General features: G+C 62.5%; 18 protein-coding genes and 1 riboswitch. Of the genes, 2 read left to right on the forward strand and 16 right to left on the reverse strand.

What is annotated here, in order from left to right:
• The first annotated feature begins 62 nt into the window (after window positions 1-62).
• Window positions 63-2,600 carry a hybrid sensor histidine kinase/response regulator gene (locus AACY42_RS24975; protein WP_339482996.1) on the forward strand — a complete coding sequence of 846 codons (2,538 nt, stop codon included), beginning with the start codon at window positions 63-65 and terminating at the stop codon, window positions 2,598-2,600.
• A 48-nt stretch (window positions 2,601-2,648) separates the two neighbouring features.
• Window positions 2,649-2,924, forward strand: a complete 276-nt coding sequence (locus AACY42_RS24980; protein WP_003182808.1) for a peptidylprolyl isomerase — start codon at window positions 2,649-2,651, stop codon at window positions 2,922-2,924.
• Between the two features lie 151 nt (window positions 2,925-3,075).
• Here the strand turns inward: AACY42_RS24980 and AACY42_RS24985 are convergent, their stop codons facing one another.
• The 16 genes from AACY42_RS24985 to cobW all read right to left on the reverse strand — a co-directional run bounded on the left by AACY42_RS24985 (window position 3,076) and on the right by cobW (window position 19,717).
• Entirely contained in the window at window positions 3,076-3,999 is a 924-nt protein-coding gene (locus AACY42_RS24985; protein ID WP_339482999.1) for a sugar kinase, read from the reverse strand.
• A 68-nt stretch (window positions 4,000-4,067) separates the two neighbouring features.
• Window positions 4,068-5,285 (reverse strand): amino acid deaminase, encoded by a 1,218-nt coding sequence (locus AACY42_RS24990; protein ID WP_339483000.1) that lies wholly within the window; start codon window positions 5,283-5,285, stop codon window positions 4,068-4,070.
• A 40-nt stretch (window positions 5,286-5,325) separates the two neighbouring features.
• Window positions 5,326-6,090 carry an IclR family transcriptional regulator gene (locus AACY42_RS24995; protein ID WP_339483001.1) on the reverse strand — a complete coding sequence of 255 codons (765 nt, stop codon included), beginning with the start codon at window positions 6,088-6,090 and terminating at the stop codon, window positions 5,326-5,328.
• Between the two features lie 140 nt (window positions 6,091-6,230).
• Window positions 6,231-6,620, reverse strand: coding sequence for a RidA family protein (locus AACY42_RS25000; protein ID WP_024616640.1), 390 nt, complete (start codon window positions 6,618-6,620; stop codon window positions 6,231-6,233).
• 39 nt (window positions 6,621-6,659) lie between these two features.
• On the reverse strand, window positions 6,660-7,466 hold the full coding sequence (locus AACY42_RS25005; protein WP_339483004.1) for an amino acid ABC transporter ATP-binding protein: 807 nt from the start codon (window positions 7,464-7,466) through the stop codon (window positions 6,660-6,662).
• Entirely contained in the window at window positions 7,463-8,125 is a 663-nt protein-coding gene (locus AACY42_RS25010; protein ID WP_339483005.1) for an amino acid ABC transporter permease, read from the reverse strand. Before AACY42_RS25010 ends, AACY42_RS25005 begins: the two co-directional genes overlap by 4 nt.
• Window positions 8,126-8,134: 9 nt before the next feature.
• The gene (locus AACY42_RS25015; RefSeq protein WP_339483006.1) at window positions 8,135-8,797 is read right to left on the reverse strand and encodes an amino acid ABC transporter permease; all 663 of its coding nucleotides are present in this window, start codon (window positions 8,795-8,797) and stop codon (window positions 8,135-8,137) included.
• Window positions 8,798-8,851: 54 nt separating this feature from the next.
• Window positions 8,852-9,709, reverse strand: coding sequence for a transporter substrate-binding domain-containing protein (locus AACY42_RS25020; RefSeq protein ID WP_339483007.1), 858 nt, complete (start codon window positions 9,707-9,709; stop codon window positions 8,852-8,854).
• Window positions 9,710-10,124: 415 nt separating this feature from the next.
• Complete coding sequence (locus tag AACY42_RS25025) at window positions 10,125-10,466, reverse strand: hypothetical protein (protein ID WP_339483008.1); 342 nt, start codon at window positions 10,464-10,466, stop codon at window positions 10,125-10,127.
• A gap of 112 nt (window positions 10,467-10,578) precedes the next feature.
• A complete protein-coding gene (locus tag AACY42_RS25030) occupies window positions 10,579-10,860 on the reverse strand; it encodes a type II toxin-antitoxin system RelE family toxin (protein WP_339483010.1) in 282 nt (93 codons plus the stop codon).
• The gene (locus AACY42_RS25035; RefSeq protein ID WP_024616638.1) at window positions 10,850-11,098 is read right to left on the reverse strand and encodes a type II toxin-antitoxin system Phd/YefM family antitoxin; all 249 of its coding nucleotides are present in this window, start codon (window positions 11,096-11,098) and stop codon (window positions 10,850-10,852) included. The genes AACY42_RS25030 and AACY42_RS25035 overlap by 11 nt, the downstream gene beginning before the upstream one ends.
• Before the next feature lie 66 nt (window positions 11,099-11,164).
• Window positions 11,165-12,811: a phospholipase D-like domain-containing protein gene (locus AACY42_RS25040; protein WP_339483011.1), complete on the reverse strand. Its 1,647-nt coding sequence runs from the start codon at window positions 12,809-12,811 to the stop codon at window positions 11,165-11,167.
• Between the two features lie 199 nt (window positions 12,812-13,010).
• On the reverse strand, window positions 13,011-13,574 hold the full coding sequence (locus AACY42_RS25045; protein ID WP_339483018.1) for a vWA domain-containing protein: 564 nt from the start codon (window positions 13,572-13,574) through the stop codon (window positions 13,011-13,013).
• Between the two features lie 101 nt (window positions 13,575-13,675).
• Window positions 13,676-14,674 (reverse strand): ATP-binding protein, encoded by a 999-nt coding sequence (locus tag AACY42_RS25050; protein WP_339483012.1) that lies wholly within the window; start codon window positions 14,672-14,674, stop codon window positions 13,676-13,678.
• A 201-nt stretch (window positions 14,675-14,875) separates the two neighbouring features.
• Window positions 14,876-18,649 carry a cobaltochelatase subunit CobN gene (cobN, locus tag AACY42_RS25055; RefSeq protein WP_339483013.1) on the reverse strand — a complete coding sequence of 1,258 codons (3,774 nt, stop codon included), beginning with the start codon at window positions 18,647-18,649 and terminating at the stop codon, window positions 14,876-14,878.
• A 3-nt stretch (window positions 18,650-18,652) separates the two neighbouring features.
• On the reverse strand, window positions 18,653-19,717 hold the full coding sequence (gene cobW / locus AACY42_RS25060; protein ID WP_339483014.1) for a cobalamin biosynthesis protein CobW: 1,065 nt from the start codon (window positions 19,715-19,717) through the stop codon (window positions 18,653-18,655).
• A gap of 98 nt (window positions 19,718-19,815) precedes the next feature.
• Window positions 19,816-20,029: riboswitch (cobalamin riboswitch) on the reverse strand.
• Between the last annotated feature and the right edge of the window lie 1,125 nt (window positions 20,030-21,154).

Here is a 21,154-nt window from a genome sequence, read left to right on the forward strand (position 1 = left end):
ACCTACCTTCCCCAGAGGATAGTAGACGCCGTGGCACAGACACGACAGCCAGGGGTTGTGTGATGAACGCGATACCCACCGGCAGCGAAACACAGCGCCTGGTCAGCCAACTGGACTGGTCCCTGACCTCGCTGGGCACTGCCCAAAACTGGCCCCAGAGCCTACTCACCGCCGTGGACATCGTGCTCCATTCGCCCACGCCGATGGCCTTGCTGTGGGGACCGCAGCTGTCCCATCTCTACAACGACGCCTTCGCCCGATTGGCCGGTGACAAGCATCCCTGGGCGTTCGGCAAGCCGACCCATACAGCATGGCCCGAACTCAGGAGTGCGACCGAAGGGATTTACCACCGCGTGTTGCATGGCCAGACACACACCTGCCGCGATCAACAATGGCGCGTGCCCTTCGCCGGCCGTCTCTGTGATGTCTGGCTAGACCTGACCTACAGCCCGGTGCATGACGAAAGCGGCAGCGTCACCGGCATCCTGGTCAGCGCCATCGAGACCAGCGAACGACGCCGCCTGGCCATGGAGTTCGAACGCCGCTCCGAGGCCAGCCTCAAGGCCCAACACGAAAGCGAAGAGCGCTTGCAACTGGCCCTGGCCGCCGCCGATGCGTTGGGCACCTGGGATTGGGACATCAGCGAGGATCGCTTTATTGCCGACGCACATTTCGCCCTGTTGCATGGCGTCGACCCCAGCCTGGCGCGCCAGTTGCCCATCAGCGCCTATCTCGAAGGCGTGCACCCCGAGGACCGGGCGATGGTTGCCCGCAGCATCAAACACTGCATCACCCACGGCACTGAATACGCCGAAGAGTACCGACTGCTGCAGCCCGACGATGAGTTGCGCTGGGTGTACGTGCGCGGCCGTTGCTACAAGGATCGCCACGGCCGCCCCAAGCGCTTTCTTGGCGCGGCGCTGGACCTGACCGAACGCAAGCGCACCGAGCAAGCCCTGCGCCAGAGCCAGAGCGAGCTGCAGTTGATCATCAACGCCATGCCGATCCTCATCAGCTACGTGGACCGCGAAGAGCGTTTCCGACTGAACAACAGCGCTTACCTGGACTGGTACGGCCTGACCCCGCAGGAGCTCTATGGCAAAACCGTCCGCGAAGTGCTCGGCGAAGAGGCCTATGTCGCCCGCGCTCAGCAGATCGCCGAGGCCCTGGCCGGCAAGCCGTGCAGCTTCACCGTGCAGATGGACCATCGCGACGGGCGCCCGCGCCATTCGCTGATCAACTACCTGCCTCGCCATGGACCGGACGATGCGGTGAACGGTTTCTACATCTTCGTGATCGACGAAACCGAGAGTCGGAAAACCGAGGAGGCCCTGCGCAACCTCAACGAAACACTGGAAGAACGTGTCATTGCCCGCACCCAGCAACTGGCCGAAGCCAATCACCGGCTGCAAAGCGAGATGTTCGAACGCGAGCGTGCCGAAGAGGCCCTGCGCCATGCGCAGAAAATGGAAGCCGTGGGCCAGCTCACCGGCGGCATTGCCCATGACTTCAACAACATGCTCACCGGCATCCTCGGCAGCCTCGACCTGATGCAACGCTACATCGCCGCAGGGCGTATCGCCGAGATCGGGCGTTTCACCGAAGCGGCGGTGTCCTCGGCCAACCGCGCGGCTGCCCTGACCCATCGGCTGCTGGCCTTTTCCCGACGCCAGTCCCTGGACCGCAAACCGCTGGACGTCAATGACCTGGTGCGCTCGCTCGAAGACCTGCTGAGCCGGACCACGGGCGATCACATCGTGCTGCGGCTGCAACTGGCCAGCGAGCTGTGGCCGGTCAACACCGACGCCAGTCAGTTGGAAAACGCCCTGCTCAACCTGGTGATCAATGCCCGCGATGCCATGCCCGAGGGCGGCGAATTGATCATCGAAACCGCCAATGTCTATCTCGACGGTACGGACATCAACACCCTGGAGCCGGTCAAGGCCGGCGACTACGTGATGATCGCCGTCAGCGACAACGGCAGCGGCATGACCCCCGCCGTGCGGGCCAAGGCTTTCGATCCGTTCTTCACCACCAAGCCCATCGGCCAGGGCACCGGCCTGGGCTTGTCGATGATCTACGGGTTTGCCCAGCAGTCGGGTGGGCACCTCAACCTGGACAGTGTGCCGGGCCAGGGCACGCGGGTGCAGTTGTACCTGCCACGCTTGCACGTTTCGCCGACCCAACCACCCGACACGCCAGAGACGGTCGTCGTACCGCCGGCCATCGCCGGGGAAACCGTGTTGCTGGTGGAGGATGAACCCGCCGTGCGCATGCTGGTGCTCGACCTGTTGCAGGCCTTGGGCTACACGGCTCTCGACGCCCGGGACGCCGCGACCGCGCTTCCCGTGCTGGAATCGGACCAGCGCGTCGACCTGCTGGTGACCGATGTCGGGCTGCCGGGTATGAACGGCCGGCAACTGGCGGAAATCGCCCGTCAGCACCGACCTGGGCTCAAAGTGCTGTTCATGACCGGCTACGCCCAGAAAGCCGCCGAACGCCAGGGGTTCCTCGACCAGGGCATGGACATGGTCGCCAAGCCCTTCACCCTCGATCTGCTGGCCAACAAGATTCGGACGATGATCAGCCATGACAACTGACTTGAGGCATAATCGCCGCCCCGTCGCACCGTTCAGGTCACCACAGCAATGAAAGCCCAAGCCCGCCATATCCTGGTGAAAACCGCCGAAGAAGCCGAACAACTCAAGCAACGCATCGCCAAGGGCGAAGCTTTCGACGTGCTGGCCAAGAAATACTCCACCTGCCCCTCCGGCAAACGCGGTGGCGACCTGGGTGAAGTAAGGCCGGGGCAGATGGTCGGGGTGATTGATGCGGTGATTTTCAAGAAGCCGCTGCGGGTGGTGCATGGGCCGATCAAGAGCAAGTTCGGGTATCACCTGGTGCAGGTGTTCTACCGGGATTGATCGGTCACTTTGTCAGCGAAGCCTGTCTGCGGAAAAAAGCGTGCCTGTGGGAGCCAAGCTTGCTCGCGATCCAGGCGATGCAGTTCTTCAGAACTTCCGCGCTCTCGTTCATCGCGAGCAAGCTTGGCTCCCACAGGCGCATCGCCCCCAGTCAGCCCCTGGGCAGCAACGCCCCCGGCACCTGGATCACCCGGCTCGCCAACAGGTGCCCGGCCTCGGCCGCTTCCACCGGGCTACCGCCGAGCAAACGGCTCGCCAGGTACGCGGCGCTGAAGGAGTCCCCCGCCGCCGTGGTGTCCACGACGCGCTCGACCCGCAGGGCAGGAACTTCATAAGACTGGCCGTTGCAACGAATCAGGCAGGCCTCGGCGCCACGCTTGAGCACCACCTCGCACGTGCCGAGCGGCGCATAGGCAGCGAACACCGCCTCGCTGTCGGCATGACCGAACAACGCCTGCTCGTCTTCTACGGTCAGCAGCGCCAATTCCACATAGGGCAAGACACTGCGATACGCCGCCCGCGCCGCTTCGATCGAGGCCCAGAGCCTGGGCCGGAAATTATTGTCGAACACCACCCGCGCCCCGCGCCGACGCGCCTCGACCAGGGTTTCGATGAGCTTGCCACGCCCCTGCTCGCCGAGCACCGCCAGGGTGACGCCGCTGAAATACAGCACATCGTAATCCGGCATCGCCGCCAGGATCGCCCCAGCGGCCGGAGTGGTAAAACACTCGCGCACCGCCGCCTCGTTGCGCCAGTACAGGAATCGCCGCTCACCCGCCGCATCGGTCTGGATGCAATACAAACCCGGCAGGCGTCCCGGCAAGCGCTGGACCCTCTGCAGCCCGATGTTCTCGGCGGCCCAGCTTTCGCACATGGCATCGCTGAAACTGTCGTCGCCCAGGGCCGTGACGTAATCCACCGCGCCCCTGTCGCCCAAGGCGCGGGCCAGGTACACCGCCGTGTTCAGGGTGTCGCCGCCGAAGCTTTGCTGCAGGCTGCCGTCAGCGCGTTGTTGCAGTTCGATCATGCATTCGCCAATCAGGGCGATGCGGGGTTTCTGGGAGGAATTGCTCATAAGTGATCCTGATATTTCGGTGGTGCCTGGAAGATCGCTAATCGCGGGCAAGCCACTCGGTTCAAAGGCTAGAAACACGTCTCCATGCCCTCGACCACCCGCAACTGCTCATCCACCAGGCACCCCACCCGCCACTTGTCGAACGTCAAACACGGATGGGACGTACCAAACGAAATAATATCGCCCACACGCAACTCTACCCCCGCCGCCACGCTCATGAACGCATGTTGGTCCATCACCGCCGTCACCTTGCAGCCGCTCACATCGTCACCCACCACCGCGTCCGATCCAGGCTGGTAGCGCTTGAGCGGCACCGGTAATCCGGCGTCGTAGGCCACGTCGCGCTTGCCCAGGGCGATCACCGCGAAGCCCGGCTCCGGCAGCGATTGCACATGGGCCCAGACTTCCAGGGCCGGACGCAGGCCTTCGTGCAGGTCGCTGCGGCGCTCCAGCACGCAGCACTGCGCCTCTTTGTAGATGCCATGGTCGTGGGCCACGTAGCTGCCGGGACGCAGCACGCTGAGGAAACGCCGGTGGGCATTCTGGGCTTCGAAGGATTCGGCAATCAGGTCGTACCAGGCCGACCCCGAGGCGGTGATGATTGGTTTGTCGAGGGCAAAGGTGCCGTTGTCCTGCAGTTGCACCGCCAACCGCACCAAGGACGCCGCGAACGCGCGAATACCACTGATGGCGTGGTCACCGTGGATCACCCCTTCGTAGCCTTCGATGCCGGTCAACGCCAGGGCCGATTGCGCCTGGATCGCCTCGGCCAGGGCCAGCACCTCGGCTTCGGTCCGGCAGCCACAACGACCGCCGACCACGCCGTACTCGATCATCACATTGAGCCGTACGCCGCGAGCGGCGAAGTAAACGCCAAGGTCAGCGACGTTGTCCGGATGATCGACCAGGCAGTGGAATTCGAACGCCGGATCGGCGAGCAAATCGGCAATCAGCGCCATGTTCGGCGTGCCCACCAATTGGTTGGCCATCAACACCCGACGCACACCGTGGGCGTAAGCGGCGCGGGTCTGCACGGCGCTGGCGAGGGTCAGACCCCAGGCACCGGCCTCCAGTTGCCGGCGAAACAGCGCGGGGGTCATGCTGGTCTTGCCGTGGGGCGCCAGTTCGGCACCACTGGCGCTGACGAACCCTTGCATCCAACGAATGTTGTGCTCCAGCGCCGCGCGATGCAGCACCAGCGCCGGCAGGCTGACGTCCCGTAGCAGGTGGGCGCCGACGGTGGCGGCGCCCTTCTCGACGCCGGCATTAAGGATGGCGGAAGGCATGTTCGAACTCCTCGCACACGGCCATTCGTGCCGTTGCTGTCTATTCATTGATACGACGGGCCAGGTGGTTGGCGCTTTCGATCAGCACCCGGCGGTAGTCGGCGTAATTGTTCTTGGCGTCGGCCCTTGGGGCGACGATGCACAGGGTGGCGATGGCCACGCCGCTGGGGTCTTTGACCGGTGCGGCGAAGCAATGGGTGAAGGTATCGGCGACGCTGTCGAAGGAGAAAAATCCATCGAGACCGGCCTGGCGGATTTCCTTGAGGAATTGCTCCAGGGGCAGGCGCTCGCCATCCGGCAGGATGAAGTCGTCGGGGTCGATCAGGTCGACGATCTGCTGGTCACTCAAATGCGCCAGCAGCAGGCGCCCGGACGCCGTCCAGGGGATCGGCGCGTTTTCCCCGATGTCCGATGAAATGCGGAAATGCCGCTCGCCTTCCTTCATCAGCGCGACCGTATATTTGCGCCCATTGAGCAGGCACATCTGCGCCGTTTCCCGGGTCTGGCGCACGATCTCCTGCAACGCCTGGTCAGCCTCGCGGCTCAAATCGAAATGCCGCAAGTGTGCCTGCCCGAGAAAATACAACTGGCGGCCCAGGTAGACATGGCCGTCCTTGCCCACCGGCTCGAGGATGCGCCGCTCCAGCAGCGACGCCACCAGTTCATAGACCGTGGACTTGGGGCTGCCGATGCCGCTGGCAATATCGTTCGGGCGCAGCGGTTGGCCGATTTCCTTGAGGAAGTCGAGGATATCGAACGCCCTATCCAGTCCCCGGGCCCGGCGGTTGATGGTGTCTTCGGTCATTTATTGCATTCCCGTTCATTGGTCGTAGGCGCTGTCGAGTGTAACGAGGCTGCGATCTTTCCCCAGCCAATTGAGTCTTGAGCGAAAGCCCGAAAGATCAGGATCAAAAGATCGCAGCCTTCGGCAGCGCCTACAACGGTTCAGCCCTTTTTCTTGTAGGCGACGCAGTCGATCTCGACCTTGCAATCGACCATCATGCTCGCTTGCACGCAGGCCCGGGCCGGGGCGTGTTCCGGGCTGAAGTATTCGCCGAAGACCTTGTTGAAACTCCAGAAATCCCGCGGGTCTTCCAGCCACACACCGCAGCGCACCACATCTTCCAGGCCATATCCGGCCTCCTCGAGAATGGCGACCAGGTTTTTCATGGTCTGGTGGGTCTGCTCGACGATCCCGCCGACAATAATCTCGCCGTTCACCGCCGGTACCTGGCCGGACACGTGCAACCAGCCATCGGCTTCCACGGCGCGGGCGAATGGCCGAGGCTGGCCGCCGCCTGCGGTGCTGCCGGTGCCGTAGCGCGTAATGCTCATGGGTTATCTCCTTGTTGAATCGATTGAAAGCTCAATGGATTAAAAACGTGTGTTCTTGAGAAATTCCGCCAGGCGCGGTGATTGCGGACGCTCGAATAATTCCTTCGGCGGCCCCTGCTCTTCGATGCGCCCCTGGTTCATAAACACAATCTTGTCCGACACCTCGAAGGCAAAGCGCATTTCGTGGGTCACCAGCAGCATGGTCATGCCGTCTTCGGCCAGGCCCTTGATCACGTTCAGCACCTCGCCCACCAGTTCCGGGTCCAGGGCCGAAGTGACTTCGTCGAACAGCATCAGGCTGGGGTTCATGGCAATCGCCCGGGCAATCGCCACGCGCTGCTGCTGGCCGCCAGACAACTGGCCGGGAAAGTGATCGCGCCGCTCCAACAAGCCCACCCGTTCCAGCCATTTCTCGGCCAAGGCCACCGCCTCGTCCTTGGGTAGCTTTTTCACTTTGAGCAGACCGAGGGTGACGTTCTGCAACGCGGTCAAATGCGGGAACAGGTTGAACTGCTGGAAGGCCATGCCGGTCATGGCCCGGTGCCGGGCGATGACTTTTTCAGCGTGGCGCACACGCTTGCCGTCAATGTCGTCGTAACCGATGGACTCGCCGTCGAGCATGATCTGCCCGCCCTGGAACTCTTCCAGCATGTTGACGCAGCGCAGCAGCGTGGTCTTGCCCGAACCGCTGGAGCCGATCAACGTGACCACGTTGCCGCGCTGCATGCTCAGGTCCACGCCCTTGAGCACTTCCAGCGGTCCGTATTGTTTGCGCAGGCCGCGAATGTCCAGCAGCGGCTGGGTGTTGGAGCGCTCCGTATTGGAGAGATTCGAAACGTCAGTCATGGCAAGGCCACCCGCTTTTCAATGTGCCGCCCGAGCAATTCGATGGCGTAATTGATGATGAAAAAGAGAAACCCGGCGAACAGGTAAAACTCCAGGGTCAGAAAGGTCCGGGCGATGATCTGCTGGGTGCTGAGCAGCAATTCGGCGACGCCGATCACCGACAGCAGGGTCGAGGCCTTGACGATCTCAGTGGAAGAATTGACCCAGGTCGGCAAGATCTGCCGCAACGCCTGGGGCAACAGCACATAACCCAGCGCTTGGAAAAAGGTCAGGCCGATGGCCTGGCTCGCTTCCATCTGCCCACGGGGCAATGCCTGCAAGGCCCCGCGCACGATCTCGGCCACGTGAGAGCCACAAAACAGCGTCAGGCCCAGGACACCGGCCTGGAATGCGCCGATCTGCCAGCCCAGGGCCGGGGCCATGTAGAAGCAGGCCAGCACCAGCACGAACACCGGCGTGCCGCGAATCAAGTCGACGTAAAAGCGAAACGGCGCGCGCATCCAGATCCGACCGTAGGTCAGCACCAGCCCGGTGACCAGGCCGATCAAGGTGCCCAACACAATCGCCAGCAGCGAACACTGCACACTGGTCAGGAAACCGCCCCACAGGGTGTCCCGGGCGACCCACAACTCATGCAACCAACTGGGTGATTCATACATGGGAAACTCCTAACGGCGGATCGCCAGGCGCTGCTCAAAATAGCGCAGCACCATGGCAATGAGGTAACAGGCCGCGACATACAGGGCCGTGGTCACCAGCCAGGTTTCGATCACCCGATAGCTCTCCACGTTGATCTTGCGGGCGTAATAGGTCAGCTCCGGCACCGCAATCGCGGCCGCCAGGGAGGTGTCCTTGAACAGCGAAATGAAGTTGTTCGACAAGGCCGGCAACACGTTGCGCAGCATCACCGGCACGGTGACGTAGGCTTTGACCTGCCACTCGCCCAGGCCAATGGCCAATCCCGCTTCACGCTGACCCTTGTGAATGCTCAACAGGCCGCCGCGAAACACTTCGGTCAGGTAGGCCCCGGCGTACAGCGAGAGGGTGATGACGAACGACGGCAACTTGTCCAGGCGGATGCCCAGGCTCGGCAAAGCGAAGTAGATCAACAGGATCAACACCAGGATCGGCGTATTGCGGATCACCGTGACATACACCGACGCCAGCACCCGCAAGACCCGATGTTTGCTCAGCAGCGCAAACGCCATCCCCAGGCCGATCACGCAACCGATGGCGATCGACACCAGCGCCAGGGAAAGCCCCAGGCCAAGCCCCGCCAGCAGCGTGTCGAAATCGCGCCAGACGGCGGCAAAGTTCAACTGATAATTCATGGTCGGCAGTACCTTCGACGGAGCGCTCGCCAGGGGCGCCCCGGGCTCAGAGGGTCATTTGAATTCAACGGGGAAACCGATCGCAGGCGACGGCAGCTCGACACCGAACCACTGCTTGAAGGACGCCGCGTAGGTGGGGAACTCCACGCCGGTCATGGCTTCATGCAAGGTGGTGTTGACGAAGTTCAGCCAGTCCTGGTCGCCGCGCTTGACCGCACAGGCGTAGGTTTGCGGGCTCCAGGCATAGGCCGGGCTGCGGTAGCGGCCAGGGTTCTGCACCATCAGGTACTTGACCGAGGACTGGTCGGTGGCGGCGGCATCGGCGCGGCCGGAGTTCACCGCCTGGTACATCAGGTCGACGCTGTCGTACTGGTCAACCTTGGCCTTGGGCAGCGCCTGGTGCACCAGTTCCTCGGCGTAGACGTTCTGCAGCACCGCCACGGTGACGCCGTCGCCGGCGGCCTTGAGGTCTTCGATTTCCTTGTACTTGCTGTTGGCCGGCAGCAGCAGGCCCACGCCTTCGCGGTAGTACGGCGAGGTGAACGCCACTTGCTGGGCGCGGCTGGCGGTGACGGTGATGAACTGGCAGCTCATGTCGACCTTATCGGTCAGCAGGTTGGGAATGCGCGCATCGGAAGACTGCACCACGAACTCGACTTTCTCCGGGTCATTGAACAGGCCCTTGGCGACCATCCGCGCAATATCGATATCAAAGCCCTGCAACTTGCCATCCGCTGCCTGGAAGTGCCACGGCGCATTGGTACTGCCCGTGCCCACGATCAATTTCCCCCGCTGCAGCACGCTGTCCAGCTTGCTGTCGGCCGCCTGAGCGACGCCCATGGCGGCCGTCGTGGCCGTCGTGGCCGCGAAGAGAAGAACACACGTTTTGAACAAGGAAGGTCGACGTTGCATGGTAAGTACTCCAGAATGAGTTTATTCCGCTATACCGGAATGAGGTATGTAACAACGGAATAGACAGCAGAAAGTGTGCCACAGGCTTGCAGGGAGAAGGTGAGGAAAATGGAAAGTTAAGGAAATCAGGGAGATGGGAAGCAAGACGATTGATGGCGCCCTGCAGGCCGCACCGTTATTGCTACCATTGGCCACGGCCTTGCGGGTAACAAGGCCCCAAACCGGTGCCGCTGCACAGAAACGAAACGGGTAAGCGGTCAACGCAGAAGTGGAACTGCGAATAAGGACCTGTGGGAGCGGGCTTGCTCGCGAAGGCGGTGTGTCAGTCAACCACGAAGTTGAATCTGCCGGCCTCTTCGCGAGCAAGCCCGCTCCCACAATGAATCAGCGGTGTTTTTAGGCCTGAGAGGGCGCGCTATTTGCGCTTGTAGCTCTTGCTGCCGCCGGGCGTGAGGCAATAGACCCCGCCCCGGGAACCGACGCAGTAATTGCCATTGCCGCATTGGCAACCCTCGGATGATTTGAGCAACGACTGCGGCCGGGCCTCGTTCCGAAGCCCCAGCACAGCGGAACAGGACTTCTTCGAAGCACTGATGGAGCCGTCGTTGCACAGGAAGGTATCGCCGTCACATCCGGCAATACCGCCCTTGCGACCGGAACACGGTTGATTGGCGGCAAGGGCCGAAGCACCCAAGGCCAACAACAGGATAGCAACGCTGATACGAAGTAAAGCTGACGGTCCGTGACAGAGATTCATAGCAGCTTCCAGGCTGATAGATAGCTCTATGCCAGCATCGGATCATCTACTGCGCCTAACGCCCGCAAAAACCTCACCATGGACAACAACTCGCCGGCGGGGAATTTGGCTATTACCGCTTGGCTGCCTCGTCATACACCTGGCCGCGCTCGCGCTTACCTACTGCGATCACCGTAACGACCAGCAAATCATCTACTACCCGGTAAACCAATCGATAGCCTGCATTGCGCAGCTTGATTTTATAGGCATTGCCCAACCCATGTAGGCGGTCGGCCTGGACATGCGGGTTCACCAGTCGCTCTTCAAGCTTCTTTTTGAACTGCTCTCTCAGTGAAGCTCCCAGCTTTTGCCATTCCTTCCATGCCTTATCGGAAAACTCCAACTCATAGGTCATCAAGAGAAACCTTGATCGTTGGATCATTTTCACGCTCGCGGCAGAGAGCGACCAACTCCATGTCTTCAAGCCGATCCATCATGGCTTCATACTCCCTAGCAGGGACGCAATAAAAAGCCGGCTCGTTTCGGTTGAGGATCGCTACAGATAACCCTCCCCCGGCAGCGACAGTGCCCATCGGATTTTTCTTAAGCTCGGAAATACTGGCTACAACCTGAGAAAGCACGATATGTGTCATGAGATGAGTCCTTAAGCACTCTTAATGGCACTAAAAATAGCACCCTAAAACATCTCTTACCACCGTTCAACGCCCGCAAAACCTCACCCTGGACAACATCCGCAAATCCCCCTCGCGGTAATAGTCATCACTCCAACTGTCATCCACTGCCAGTGGCTTGACCTGCTTGAGGGCGAGTTTTTTCGCGAAGTAGCGAAAGCGGTAATGTTCATAGAAACGCAGCAACTCCAGCCCGTAGCGGTCGGCCAGGTCGGTGTTGCCCTGGATGATCAGGTAGTTCTCGTCGTTGCCGCTGCTGGCTGCGGCGCTCAGGTTGTGGCTGCCGCTGAGGATGGTCGGCGTGTCGCTGGTGAAGTCGGTGACGATGGCTTTGGTGTGCACCAGCAGGTTGCCCTTCTGGCCTTTCATGTTTTCCCGCAACCAGCCTTCCAGGCCGGTGTTGAGCAGCGCGGTGGCGGCGAATTCGGCGGTGCGGTCGGCGTGAAAGCCGGTGATGCGACTCTTGGTGTTTTGCAGGCCGTAGCGCAACACGTCGTCATTGGGGGCGCCGAGCAAGGCGTCGAGGATGCGCTCGGGCAACACAAAGGCGGTGACGAACAACAGGTCCTTTCGCGCGCCCTTGATGATGTCGACGAAGCGATCCAGGTCGCCCTCCCCGGTGCGCGGCGAGAACCCAGCGAACAAGGCCTCTTGCGGCGCCATGGCATTGTTGCGGGTCAGCCACTGGCGAGTCGCATCGACGTCCTGGGGCGTGGCCCAGACTTGCTCGAACACCTGGAGGTAGCTGGCGCTCATCCGAGGGTCGTCGAGCACATGAACCACATTGGCCTGGCGGTAGACACCGTTGGCGGTGAAGTTGGTGCTGCCGCACAGCACGGCTTCGGGTTGCAATGAGCCGCTGGCATCCACCTTGCTCAGCACAATGAACTTGTTATGAAAAATGTTGTGGGTGATCCGCCCGCGCTTGTTGGCCGCCGGCATTTTTTCGAGGCTGGCTTCGTTACGCGCCGTGGTGTCGTCGCCCGGCTCGGCGTGGTACAGCACTCGCACTTGGGCACCGCGAGCGTGAGCGGCCGTCACCGCCTCGACGATCACCGGCAGTTCGTATTCATAAATGGCGACGTCCAGGGTCCAGTTGGCATCCAGCGCCCGATCGATAAAACCGGTCAGGCGCCCCAGCAGGCCATTTTCCAACCAGCGACGCGGGGCGTCGGGCCAGTCATCGATGGACAGGTGCTTGTTGGCGCCGATCAGCGCGTCCACTTCAGGAAACTTGCGCTGGAACGCCTGGCTGGCGGCCACGGCACGGTTGAAAATCACCCGCTGGTTGGCCGGCTGCCCGTCGTCGCTGGTGACGGTGACGGCCAGGGATTCGCCCAACTGCGGTGCTTCGGGGCTGCCGTAGGCCAGGTGCACGCGGTAGTGCATGGTCACGCCGGGGTTGACCGCGTAGTCGGCCCAGCGAAATTTCTGCAACGGTGCCTTGTCGCTGGGGGTGGCGTGGAACTGGGGAAAGGTGTGGGCCTTGTCGGGGAAGGTCAGGCTGTTGAACAGGAACAGCCAGGGCTTGTCGCCCTGCTGCTTCTCGATGGCAAAGCCCAGCAGCCCTTTGCGTCGGGATTCCGCCAAGTCCATGGCGAGCAGCACGCCGTTGGTGCCGGCATAGGCCTTGACCCGAAAATCGTCCTGGGCGTTGGTGACGAGTACGCGCATGGTTCACTCCTGTGAGGGGCTGCCTGAGCATAGTGCAGTGATGCGGGTTCGCTGGGCATATCCAGAACCGAGGTGATGCCTTCGCGAGCAGGCTCGCTCCCACAGGAAGAGCTGTGGCGTTCATTGGCCGTGTGCTCACAGCAGAACCAATGTGGGAGCGAGCCTGCTCGCGATGAGGCCAGACAAACCGCTGCCAATCTCAGCCATGCCCCCCTTCATCGATATGCCGATACTCCGCCTGCAACCGTTGCGCCAACTGCCGGGCCCGGCCCAGGCGGATCGGGCTTCGCTCGATGTCGATCAACAGGCACGGACAATCGAGGAACGGCGGTGAAAGCCCCTCCTTGACTCGCCCATCGGTCATCACCAAGACCCGCTGCTGCTCCGCCGGGTAACGCTTGCGCCGCGCCACCAGCCAGCGCTCGGCCTCGTTCAACGCCGCCAGCAGCGGCGTTCCGCCACCGGCGCCCAGCCCATCGAGCCAGTCGCGCAGGCCGGCCGAGGCCTTGAGGCCCTGCACCTGCCAATTGGGGAGCGTGCCGCTGGCCGTCAACAGCGCCAGGCGGGCGCGTTGTCGGTAGGCGTCGTCGAACAACTGCGCCAGCAGGCCCTTGCCGTCACTCAAGGCGCGATGACGCCGGGTCGAGGCCGACGCATCGACGATGACCAGCCACAACTCATGGGGCGAACGCTGGCGACTGTGAAAGCGCAGGTCTTCGTACAGACGTGGCCGGCCATTGAGCAACGTCCCCGGCCAGTTCACCAAACCGCTGGCCGCCGCTTTGCTGCGGCCCTGGCGGCCCTGGTCGAGTCGTCCTGCACGGGGTCTGGCATTCGCCCCCGCCGGCGAACGGGGGCGAATGCCTAGGGCTTTTTTGGCCAGTTCGGCACGTCGCGCCGGGCACCGGTCGGCAATGCCCGGGCCGGCAGGTCGCCCCACTGGCCCTGGCCTTCGTTGGGTTCAGTGGGTTTCTGCGCGCCGCTCGGCGCCTGGGACGGTGTCGGTGCCGAATGCCCGCGCCGCCGGTGCCGCAAGGCAAACTCGGCGACCGCATCGATGTCTTCATCGGCAATTTCAGCAGCCCCGCGCCAGGCCGCATGGGCCCGGGCCGCCCGCAGCCAGACCAGGTCGGCGCGCAAGCCATCGACCCCCGCGGCAAAACAACGCTTGGTGATCTGCGCCAGCGCCGCATCATCCAGAGCGATCCCGGCCAAGCGGTCGCGCGCCTGCTGGCAACGTTCGCGCAACTGCGCCTGGGCCGTCTCCCACGCCGCACAGAACGCCAGCGGATCGCTGTCGAAATCCAGTCGCCGCCGGATGATCTGGCCACGTTCAGCCGGTGCAGTATGACCGTCGAGGGCGACGTTCAAGCCAAAACGGTCGAGCAACTGCGGGCGCAGCTCCCCCTCCTCCGGGTTCATGGTGCCAATCAGCACAAAGCGCGCCGGATGCCGATGGGAAATGCCGTCGCGCTCAATAAGGTTGGTGCCGCTGGCGGCCACATCGAGCAGCAAGTCCACCAGGTGATCGGGTAGCAGGTTCACTTCATCGACGTACAGCACGCCACCGTCGGCCTTGGCCAATACGCCGGGCGAAAACTGCACGCGCCCTTCCCCCAGCGCCGCGTCCAGGTCCAGGGTGCCCACCAGCCGCTCTTCGGTAGCACCCAGGGGCAAAGTGACGAACTGACCGCTGGCCAACAAGTCCGCCAGGCCTCGGGCCAACGTGGACTTGGCCATGCCCCTAGGCCCTTCGATCAGCACTCCGCCGATCTTCGGATCGATCGCTGCCAGGCACAGGGCCAGTTTCAGGTCATCGGCACCGACCACGGCGGAGAGTGGGAAATGGGGGGTGTGGGTCATGTTGAATATCTCATGAGTGTTCGATAGTCCCCTGTGGCGAGGGCGCTTGCTCCCGCCGGGCTGTGCAGGAGCTGACGAGCGAAGCGAGGCTGCGATCTTTCCCCAGACCCTTGAGTCTCAAGCGAACGATCAAAAGATCGCAGCCTTCGGCAGTTCCTACAGCGCAACCCAGCGGGAGCCATTACTGGCCACAAAGGCACGTCAGCCATCTTCTTCAATGTCCAACAACAAATTCTCCAGCGCCTCACGGTACTCGCCCGGTGCCTGCCACATCCCCCGCTGCTGTGCTTCGAGCATGCGCTCGGTCATGTCCCGCAGGGCGTCGGGGTTGTGCTGGCGGACGAAATCCCGGGTGTCCGGGTCGAGCAGGTAGGCATCGGCCAGCAAGGCGTACTGGTGATCGTCGATCAACCGGGTGGTGGCGTCGAAGGCAAACAGGTTGTCCACCGTCGCCGCCAGCTCGAACGCGCCTTTATAGCCGTGACGCTTCACGCCGTCGATCCACTTCGGATTCGCCGCGCGGGAACGGATAACGCGGTTGAGCTCTTCTTTCAGGGTGCGAATCCTGGGCAGGTCCGGCTGGCTGTGATCGCCATGGTAACTGGCCGCCGCATCACCACTGAGGGTCTCGACCGCCGCCAGCATGCCGCCCTGGAACTGGTAGTAGTCATTGGAATCGAGCAGGTCGTGCTCGCGATTGTCCTGATTCTGCAACACCGCCTGCACCTGGCTCAAGCGCCGGGAGAACTGCTCCCGGGCAGCCGTGCCTTCATCGCTGGCACCGTAGGCATAACCGCCCCAGTTCAGGTACACCTCGGCCAGATCCTCGCGGCTCTGCCATAAGCGACCGTCAATCGCGCCCTGCACGCCCGCGCCATAAGCACCGGGCTTGGCGCCGAAGATCCGCCAACCGGCCTGGCGCGCCGCGGCCTCAGGCTCAAGGCCCGACGCCAGCAAGGCTTCGCGCTCACTGCGCACCTTGGCCGCCAAGGGGTTCAGATTGTCCGGCTCATCGAGGGTGGCGACGGCCTGCACAGCGGCATCGAACAAGTGAATCAGGTTGGCAAAGGCGTCACGGAAGAAACCGGACACGCGTAGCGTGACATCGACCCGAGGCCGGTCCAGCAGGCTCAGCGGCAGGATCTCGAAGTCATCGACCCGCTGGCTGCCGGTGGCCCACACCGGGCGCACGCCCATCAACGCCATGGCCTGGGCGATGTCATCGCCACCGGTGCGCATGGTGGCGGTGCCCCACACCGACAGGCCGAGCTGACGCAGGTGGTCGCCGTGGTCCTGCAAGTGCCGCTCAAGAATCAGGTTCGCCGATTGGAAACCGATACGCCACGCCGTGGTGGTGGGCAGGTTGCGCACGTCCACCGAGAAGAAGTTGCGCCCAGTGGGCAGCACGTCCAGGCGCCCGCGGCTCGGCGCGCCGCTGGGGCCGGCCGGCACGAAGCGCCCGCTCAAGGCATCGAGCAGGCCGCGCATTTCCGCCGGGCCGCAAGCGTCCAGGCGCGGGGCCACGACGGATCGCAGGTTTTCAATGATGCTGCCCACCACCTCCCAGCCTGGTGCGTCGAGCGGCTCCACCGCACCGTCCAGGGCCTGCTCGATCAACTGCACAGCAAACAGCTCCAGGCGCTCGCGGGTATCGCCGGTGGTGCGCCAAGGCTCGGCGCTGACCTGCCGCAATGCCTCGGGACAGTCGCCGGTCCAGGGCTCGGCCAAGGCACAATCCAGCGGGTCGAACCCCAGCCCGAACGCCTTGGCCAGCGCCCGTAACAGACTCGACTGCGCGCCTTTGCCGTCGCCCCGGGGAATGCGCAGCAACGCCAGCAAGGTGTCGATGCGCAGCCGTCCGTTGGGCGACTCACCAAAAATGTGCAGGCCGTCGCGGATCTGCGACTCCTTCAAGTCGCACAGGTAAGTGTCCAGGCGTGGCAGCCAGATCGCCGCGTCTGTGTCGCTGTCGAGCCCGGCATCGAGTTGCAGTTCGCGGTCGATGTGCGTCTCGCGCACCAGGTTGAGGATGTCCCGTTGCAGCTCCCGGGCACGGCGCGGATCGAGCAATTGCGCCTCGTAGTACTCGTCGGCCAGCAACTCGAGGTTACGCAGCGGTCCATAAGTTTCGGCCCGGGTCAGGGGCGGCATCAAGTGGTCGATGATCACCGCCTGAGTGCGACGTTTGGCCTGGGCGCCCTCACCCGGGTCGTTGACGATGAACGGATAGATATTCGGCAGCGGCCCCAACAGCACGTCCGGCCAGCAGTTTTCCGACAACCCGACGCCCTTGCCCGGCAGCCATTCGAGGTTGCCATGCTTGCCGACGTGGATCACCCCGTGGACACTGTAGGTGTGACGCAACCAGAAATAGAACGCCAGGTAACCGTGGGGCGGCACTAGGTCCGGGTCGTGGTACACCGCGCTCGGATCGACCTGATAACCCCGCGCCGGCTGGATGCCGACAAACGTCAGGCCCAGGCGCAGGCCGGCGACCATCAGGCGTCCGTCGCGGAACATCGGGTCCTGCTCGGGTTTGCCCCAGCGCGCCAGCACCGCTTGGCGATTGGCCTCGGGCAGTGCGTCGAACAGGGATTGGTAGGCATCGAGGGCCAGGCTCTGGTGACAGGGGCGCAGGTCGAGGCTGTCCAGGTCGTTACTGACCCCGCCGAGCAATTGCTGGATCAACGCGGTGCCGCTCGCCGGCAGTTCAGCCGGCAACGGATAGCCTTCGGCCTGCAAGGCCCGCAAGATATTCAAGGCCGCTGCCGGGGTGTCCAGGCCGACGCCATTGCCGATGCGACCGTCGCGGGTCGGGTAGTTGGCGAGGATCAGCGCCACACGCTTTTGGGGATTGGGCAAGCGCGCCAGGGTGGTCCAGCGTCGGGCCAGTTCGGCGACAAAATCCATGCGCTCGGGCGCGGCGCGGTAGCAGACCACGTCGCTCTGGCTGCGCTCGCTGCGCCAGGCCAGGTCCTTGAAACTGATGGGGCGGCTGATGATCCGTCCGTCCAGTTCCGGCAAGGCAATGTGCATCGCCAGGTCCCGCGGTCCCAGGCCCTGCTCGCTGGCACGCCAGCCGGGTTCGTTGTCCTGGGCGCAGATCGCCTGGATCACCGGGATGTTGCGGCGAAACGGTCGCAAGTGCGGAGCTTCGGGGCTGGATTGAGCGAAGCCGGTGGTGTTGAGGATCACCCCCGCTTCCACTTCGTCCAGCCAGTCCTCTACCAGCGCCAGGCAAGCCGGCTCCTTGAGGCTGGCCACGGCAATCGGCAGTGGATTGAGCCCCGCCGCTTGCAGGCGCTGGCAAAACACGTCGATGAACGCGGTGTTCGCCGCTTGCAGGTGGGAGCGATAAAACAGCACTGCCGCCACCGGTTGCCCGGCGCTCCAGTCGGCTTGCCAATCGTCGAGGTTGGCGCTGGTTTTCGTCGGGTGATAGATGGCCGTGCGTGGCAAGGCCTGCGGCTCGGCCCACGGATAATCGCGGCCGAACCATTGGCTGCCCAAGTTGTAAAACAGGTCCAGGGCATTGCCCAGCCCGCCCTGGCGCAAGAACTGCCAGAGCCGGTCGCGGTCTTCGCAGGGCACGTTGCTCAGGTCACTGAGTTCCGGGTCCGGACGATCATCCCCCGGCACCAGGATCAGCTTCTCCCCGCGCCCAGCCAGCTCCATCAGGCGCTCGATGCCGTAACGCCAATAGCCGATGCCGCCGTGCAGCGACAGAAGGATGACCTTGGCGTGGCGCAGCACGTCTTCGACATACAGATCCACCGAGGCGTGGTTCTGCACCTGCATCGGGTTGGCGAGGCGAAACTCTGGATAATCATCCGGCAACTGCTTCGCCGCTTCGGCCAGCAGCGCCAGGCTGGAGTCACCGCTGCACAGGATCACCAGTTCGGCGGGGGTTTGCCCCAGGTCGGCAATGTTGTCATCCGACACAAAGCCGCCGGGCTGGGTCCTGAGCAGGTGCATGGCTTAGGCGCCGAGGGCTGCGCGCAACTGCGCTTCGAGCAGCGCGGCGTCAAGCGCCTGGCCGATCAGCACCAGACGAGTGACCCGCGCCTCCTCTGCGCCCCACTGGCGGTCGAAATGCTTGTCAAAACGCGTCCCGACGCCCTGGATCAACAGGCGCATTGGCTTGTTCGGGATTGCCGCGAAACCCTTGACCCGCAGCACGCCGTGCTGAACCACCAGTTGCGTCAGCGCGTCGAGCAACAGGCTTTCGTCAGCCTGGGGCAGCTCGATGGAAATGGAATCGAAGGCGTCATGATCGTGGTCATCATCGTCACCATCGTGGTGATGGTCGTGATGGCTGTGGCGGCCGTCGATGTGTTCCTCGGAACCGGCGCCCAGGCCGATCAGCACGTCCAGTGGCAGGCGACCGCTGCTGGCTTCGATGACCTTGACCGCTGGCGGGAGTTCTTCGGCGACTTCCAGGCGCACCTTGGCCAGGTCTTCAGGGCTGATCAGGTCGGCCTTGTTGAGGATCACCAGGTCGGCGCTGGCCAGTTGGTCGGCGAACAGTTCGTGCAGCGGCGACTCGTGATCCAGGTTCGGGTCGAGTTTGCGCTGGGCATCGACCTGGTCGGGGAAGGCAGCAAAGGTACCCGCGGCCACGGCCGGGCTATCCACCACAGTGATGACCGCATCGACGGTGCAGGCGCTGCGGATTTCCGGCCATTGGAAGGCCTGGACCAGCGGCTTGGGCAGGGCCAGGCCGGAGGTTTCGATGAGGATGTGGTCAAGGTCGCCACGCCGGGCCACCAGCTCGCGCATCACCGGGAAGAACTCTTCCTGCACCGTGCAGCACAAGCAGCCGTTGGCCAGTTCATAGACGCGGCCGCTGGCCTCTTCTTCGGTGCAACCGATGGCACACTGCTTGAGGATCTCGCCGTCGATGCCCAGCTCACCGAACTCGTTGACGATCACGGCGATGCGCCGGCCCTGAGCGTTGTCGAGCATATGCCGCAGCAAGGTGGTTTTACCCGAGCCGAGGAAACCGGTGACGATGGTGACGGGGAGTTTGGCCAGTGTTTTCATCGGATGCCCTTTGGCAAGGTGGCGGGCAAACGGGACGACAACCGCTGGCACAGGCGCGCGCGGAAAAGTTCGCCACCGGATCACCCCGCCCGGTTGTAGTGAGAATCTGTCTCGAGGCAGGTCTCCTGGCTGACGGCGGGCCAATCTTTCGACTGGCAATTGCTGCGCCTTCCCGTGCGCCCCTTTAAAAGGGCATGCACAGTGGCCTTGCAGAAACCTCACCGTTCACAGTTGCGGGGGCAGCCGCGGCTTGGACCGCGTTCCCTTCTTAGCTCCGGCACATGCCGAAGAACCTCGAAGGCGCAAGGCTACGCAGGGTGTGGGGGCGGGTCAATCTCCAGAGCGTTCTGCGGTGCATGGACGGGCCTCATCGCGAGCAAGCTCGCTCTCACAGGGACCTTCGCCGGGCCCAAAATTCAAGGTCAATGTAGATCCACTGTGGGAGCAGCTTGCTCGCGATTGGGTACGACCCGATACTCATCTTAGACCTTCCAACCGACAACTGAGCCGCGCACGGGGACAGATACATCTTCCGAGCAGGCTTGCATCAAGAAAATGGCAAAAATAACAAGTACGACCAACCTGACGGGTGGATGCAACTCAAACCCAGCCAATCGTTTTAGCAATAAAAAATAGTCATCAATAGAAAAATAACGACAAGCCCCAACATAACATCCATGAATCCTACACAAAGTTCACGCCAGGAAAACGCCTCCATCGCGCCTCCGCCGAATCAGGAACGGCCTTTGTGAAAAAATGGCAAAGCACCCATTGATACTATGTTTCACCAGCTATTCAGCCACACAAACGAATAGGCATACTCTCTGAACATATGCGCACCATGATGAAGCTCCCCCCCATGAAAACCAGATACTTAACCGGCTGAGAAAATTCAAACCCAGCAATTTTTTTTATCGACAAACAGATACCCATCATCACAAGAAGCGCCACCCCTCCCCATATTCCGCCCGTAGCCAACACCATACAGAGCTCACTCCAAAAAAAAGCGCCCACCCCACCTCCTCAATAACTAACTGACACCCATACCAATTTACAAAAATATTCAAACACCAACGCAAACAAACCTGAACACCACCAAACTAAAAAACTCCAACCACGATCTTGCAGTCATCTGTTACAAGCCAACGTTCGCGATAGAAGCCCACCCCGCATTCAGCCACGCGGCCATACAGTGCAATCTTAGACTTCCATCTGCGAATTCAAGCTAAGAAACTAGGCGCCAGTATTTCCGAGCCCCCTACTTACGTACCCTCCCGCCAAACCTCCATAAAAACCTATCATCGCTGCCCCTGTAGTGGTCAACTAATCCCGGACACGACGTTAAGTTTTTCCTCGGCCCGAGCTGGCGCCAGCCCACCGTTGAATTGGTGAGGCCGAATCCAGTTGTACCGATGCATCAAAAAGTGACTGATGTCG

The organism is Pseudomonas sp. RL_5y_Pfl2_73 (assembly GCF_963970515.1).
GTDB lineage: Bacteria > Pseudomonadota > Gammaproteobacteria > Pseudomonadales > Pseudomonadaceae > Aquipseudomonas.

Coding starts and splice junctions, on each gene's coding strand:
- AACY42_RS25035 (WP_024616638.1), bottom strand. CDS start 11,098: ATGACACATATCGTGCTTTCTCAGGTTGTAGCCAGTATTTCCGAGCTT.
- AACY42_RS24990 (WP_339483000.1), bottom strand. CDS start 5,285: ATGCCTTCCGCCATCCTTAATGCCGGCGTCGAGAAGGGCGCCGCCACC.
- AACY42_RS25015 (WP_339483006.1), bottom strand. CDS start 8,797: ATGAATTATCAGTTGAACTTTGCCGCCGTCTGGCGCGATTTCGACACG.
- AACY42_RS24985 (WP_339482999.1), bottom strand. CDS start 3,999: ATGAGCAATTCCTCCCAGAAACCCCGCATCGCCCTGATTGGCGAATGC.
- AACY42_RS24975 (WP_339482996.1), top strand. CDS start 63: ATGAACGCGATACCCACCGGCAGCGAAACACAGCGCCTGGTCAGCCAA.
- AACY42_RS25010 (WP_339483005.1), bottom strand. CDS start 8,125: ATGTATGAATCACCCAGTTGGTTGCATGAGTTGTGGGTCGCCCGGGAC.
- AACY42_RS25030 (WP_339483010.1), bottom strand. CDS start 10,860: ATGACCTATGAGTTGGAGTTTTCCGATAAGGCATGGAAGGAATGGCAA.
- AACY42_RS25050 (WP_339483012.1), bottom strand. CDS start 14,674: ATGACCCACACCCCCCATTTCCCACTCTCCGCCGTGGTCGGTGCCGAT.
- AACY42_RS25025 (WP_339483008.1), bottom strand. CDS start 10,466: ATGAATCTCTGTCACGGACCGTCAGCTTTACTTCGTATCAGCGTTGCT.
- AACY42_RS24980 (WP_003182808.1), top strand. CDS start 2,649: ATGAAAGCCCAAGCCCGCCATATCCTGGTGAAAACCGCCGAAGAAGCC.
- AACY42_RS25020 (WP_339483007.1), bottom strand. CDS start 9,709: ATGCAACGTCGACCTTCCTTGTTCAAAACGTGTGTTCTTCTCTTCGCG.
- AACY42_RS25040 (WP_339483011.1), bottom strand. CDS start 12,811: ATGCGCGTACTCGTCACCAACGCCCAGGACGATTTTCGGGTCAAGGCC.
- cobN (WP_339483013.1), bottom strand. CDS start 18,649: ATGCACCTGCTCAGGACCCAGCCCGGCGGCTTTGTGTCGGATGACAAC.
- AACY42_RS24995 (WP_339483001.1), bottom strand. CDS start 6,090: ATGACCGAAGACACCATCAACCGCCGGGCCCGGGGACTGGATAGGGCG.
- AACY42_RS25000 (WP_024616640.1), bottom strand. CDS start 6,620: ATGAGCATTACGCGCTACGGCACCGGCAGCACCGCAGGCGGCGGCCAG.
- AACY42_RS25005 (WP_339483004.1), bottom strand. CDS start 7,466: ATGACTGACGTTTCGAATCTCTCCAATACGGAGCGCTCCAACACCCAG.
- cobW (WP_339483014.1), bottom strand. CDS start 19,717: ATGAAAACACTGGCCAAACTCCCCGTCACCATCGTCACCGGTTTCCTC.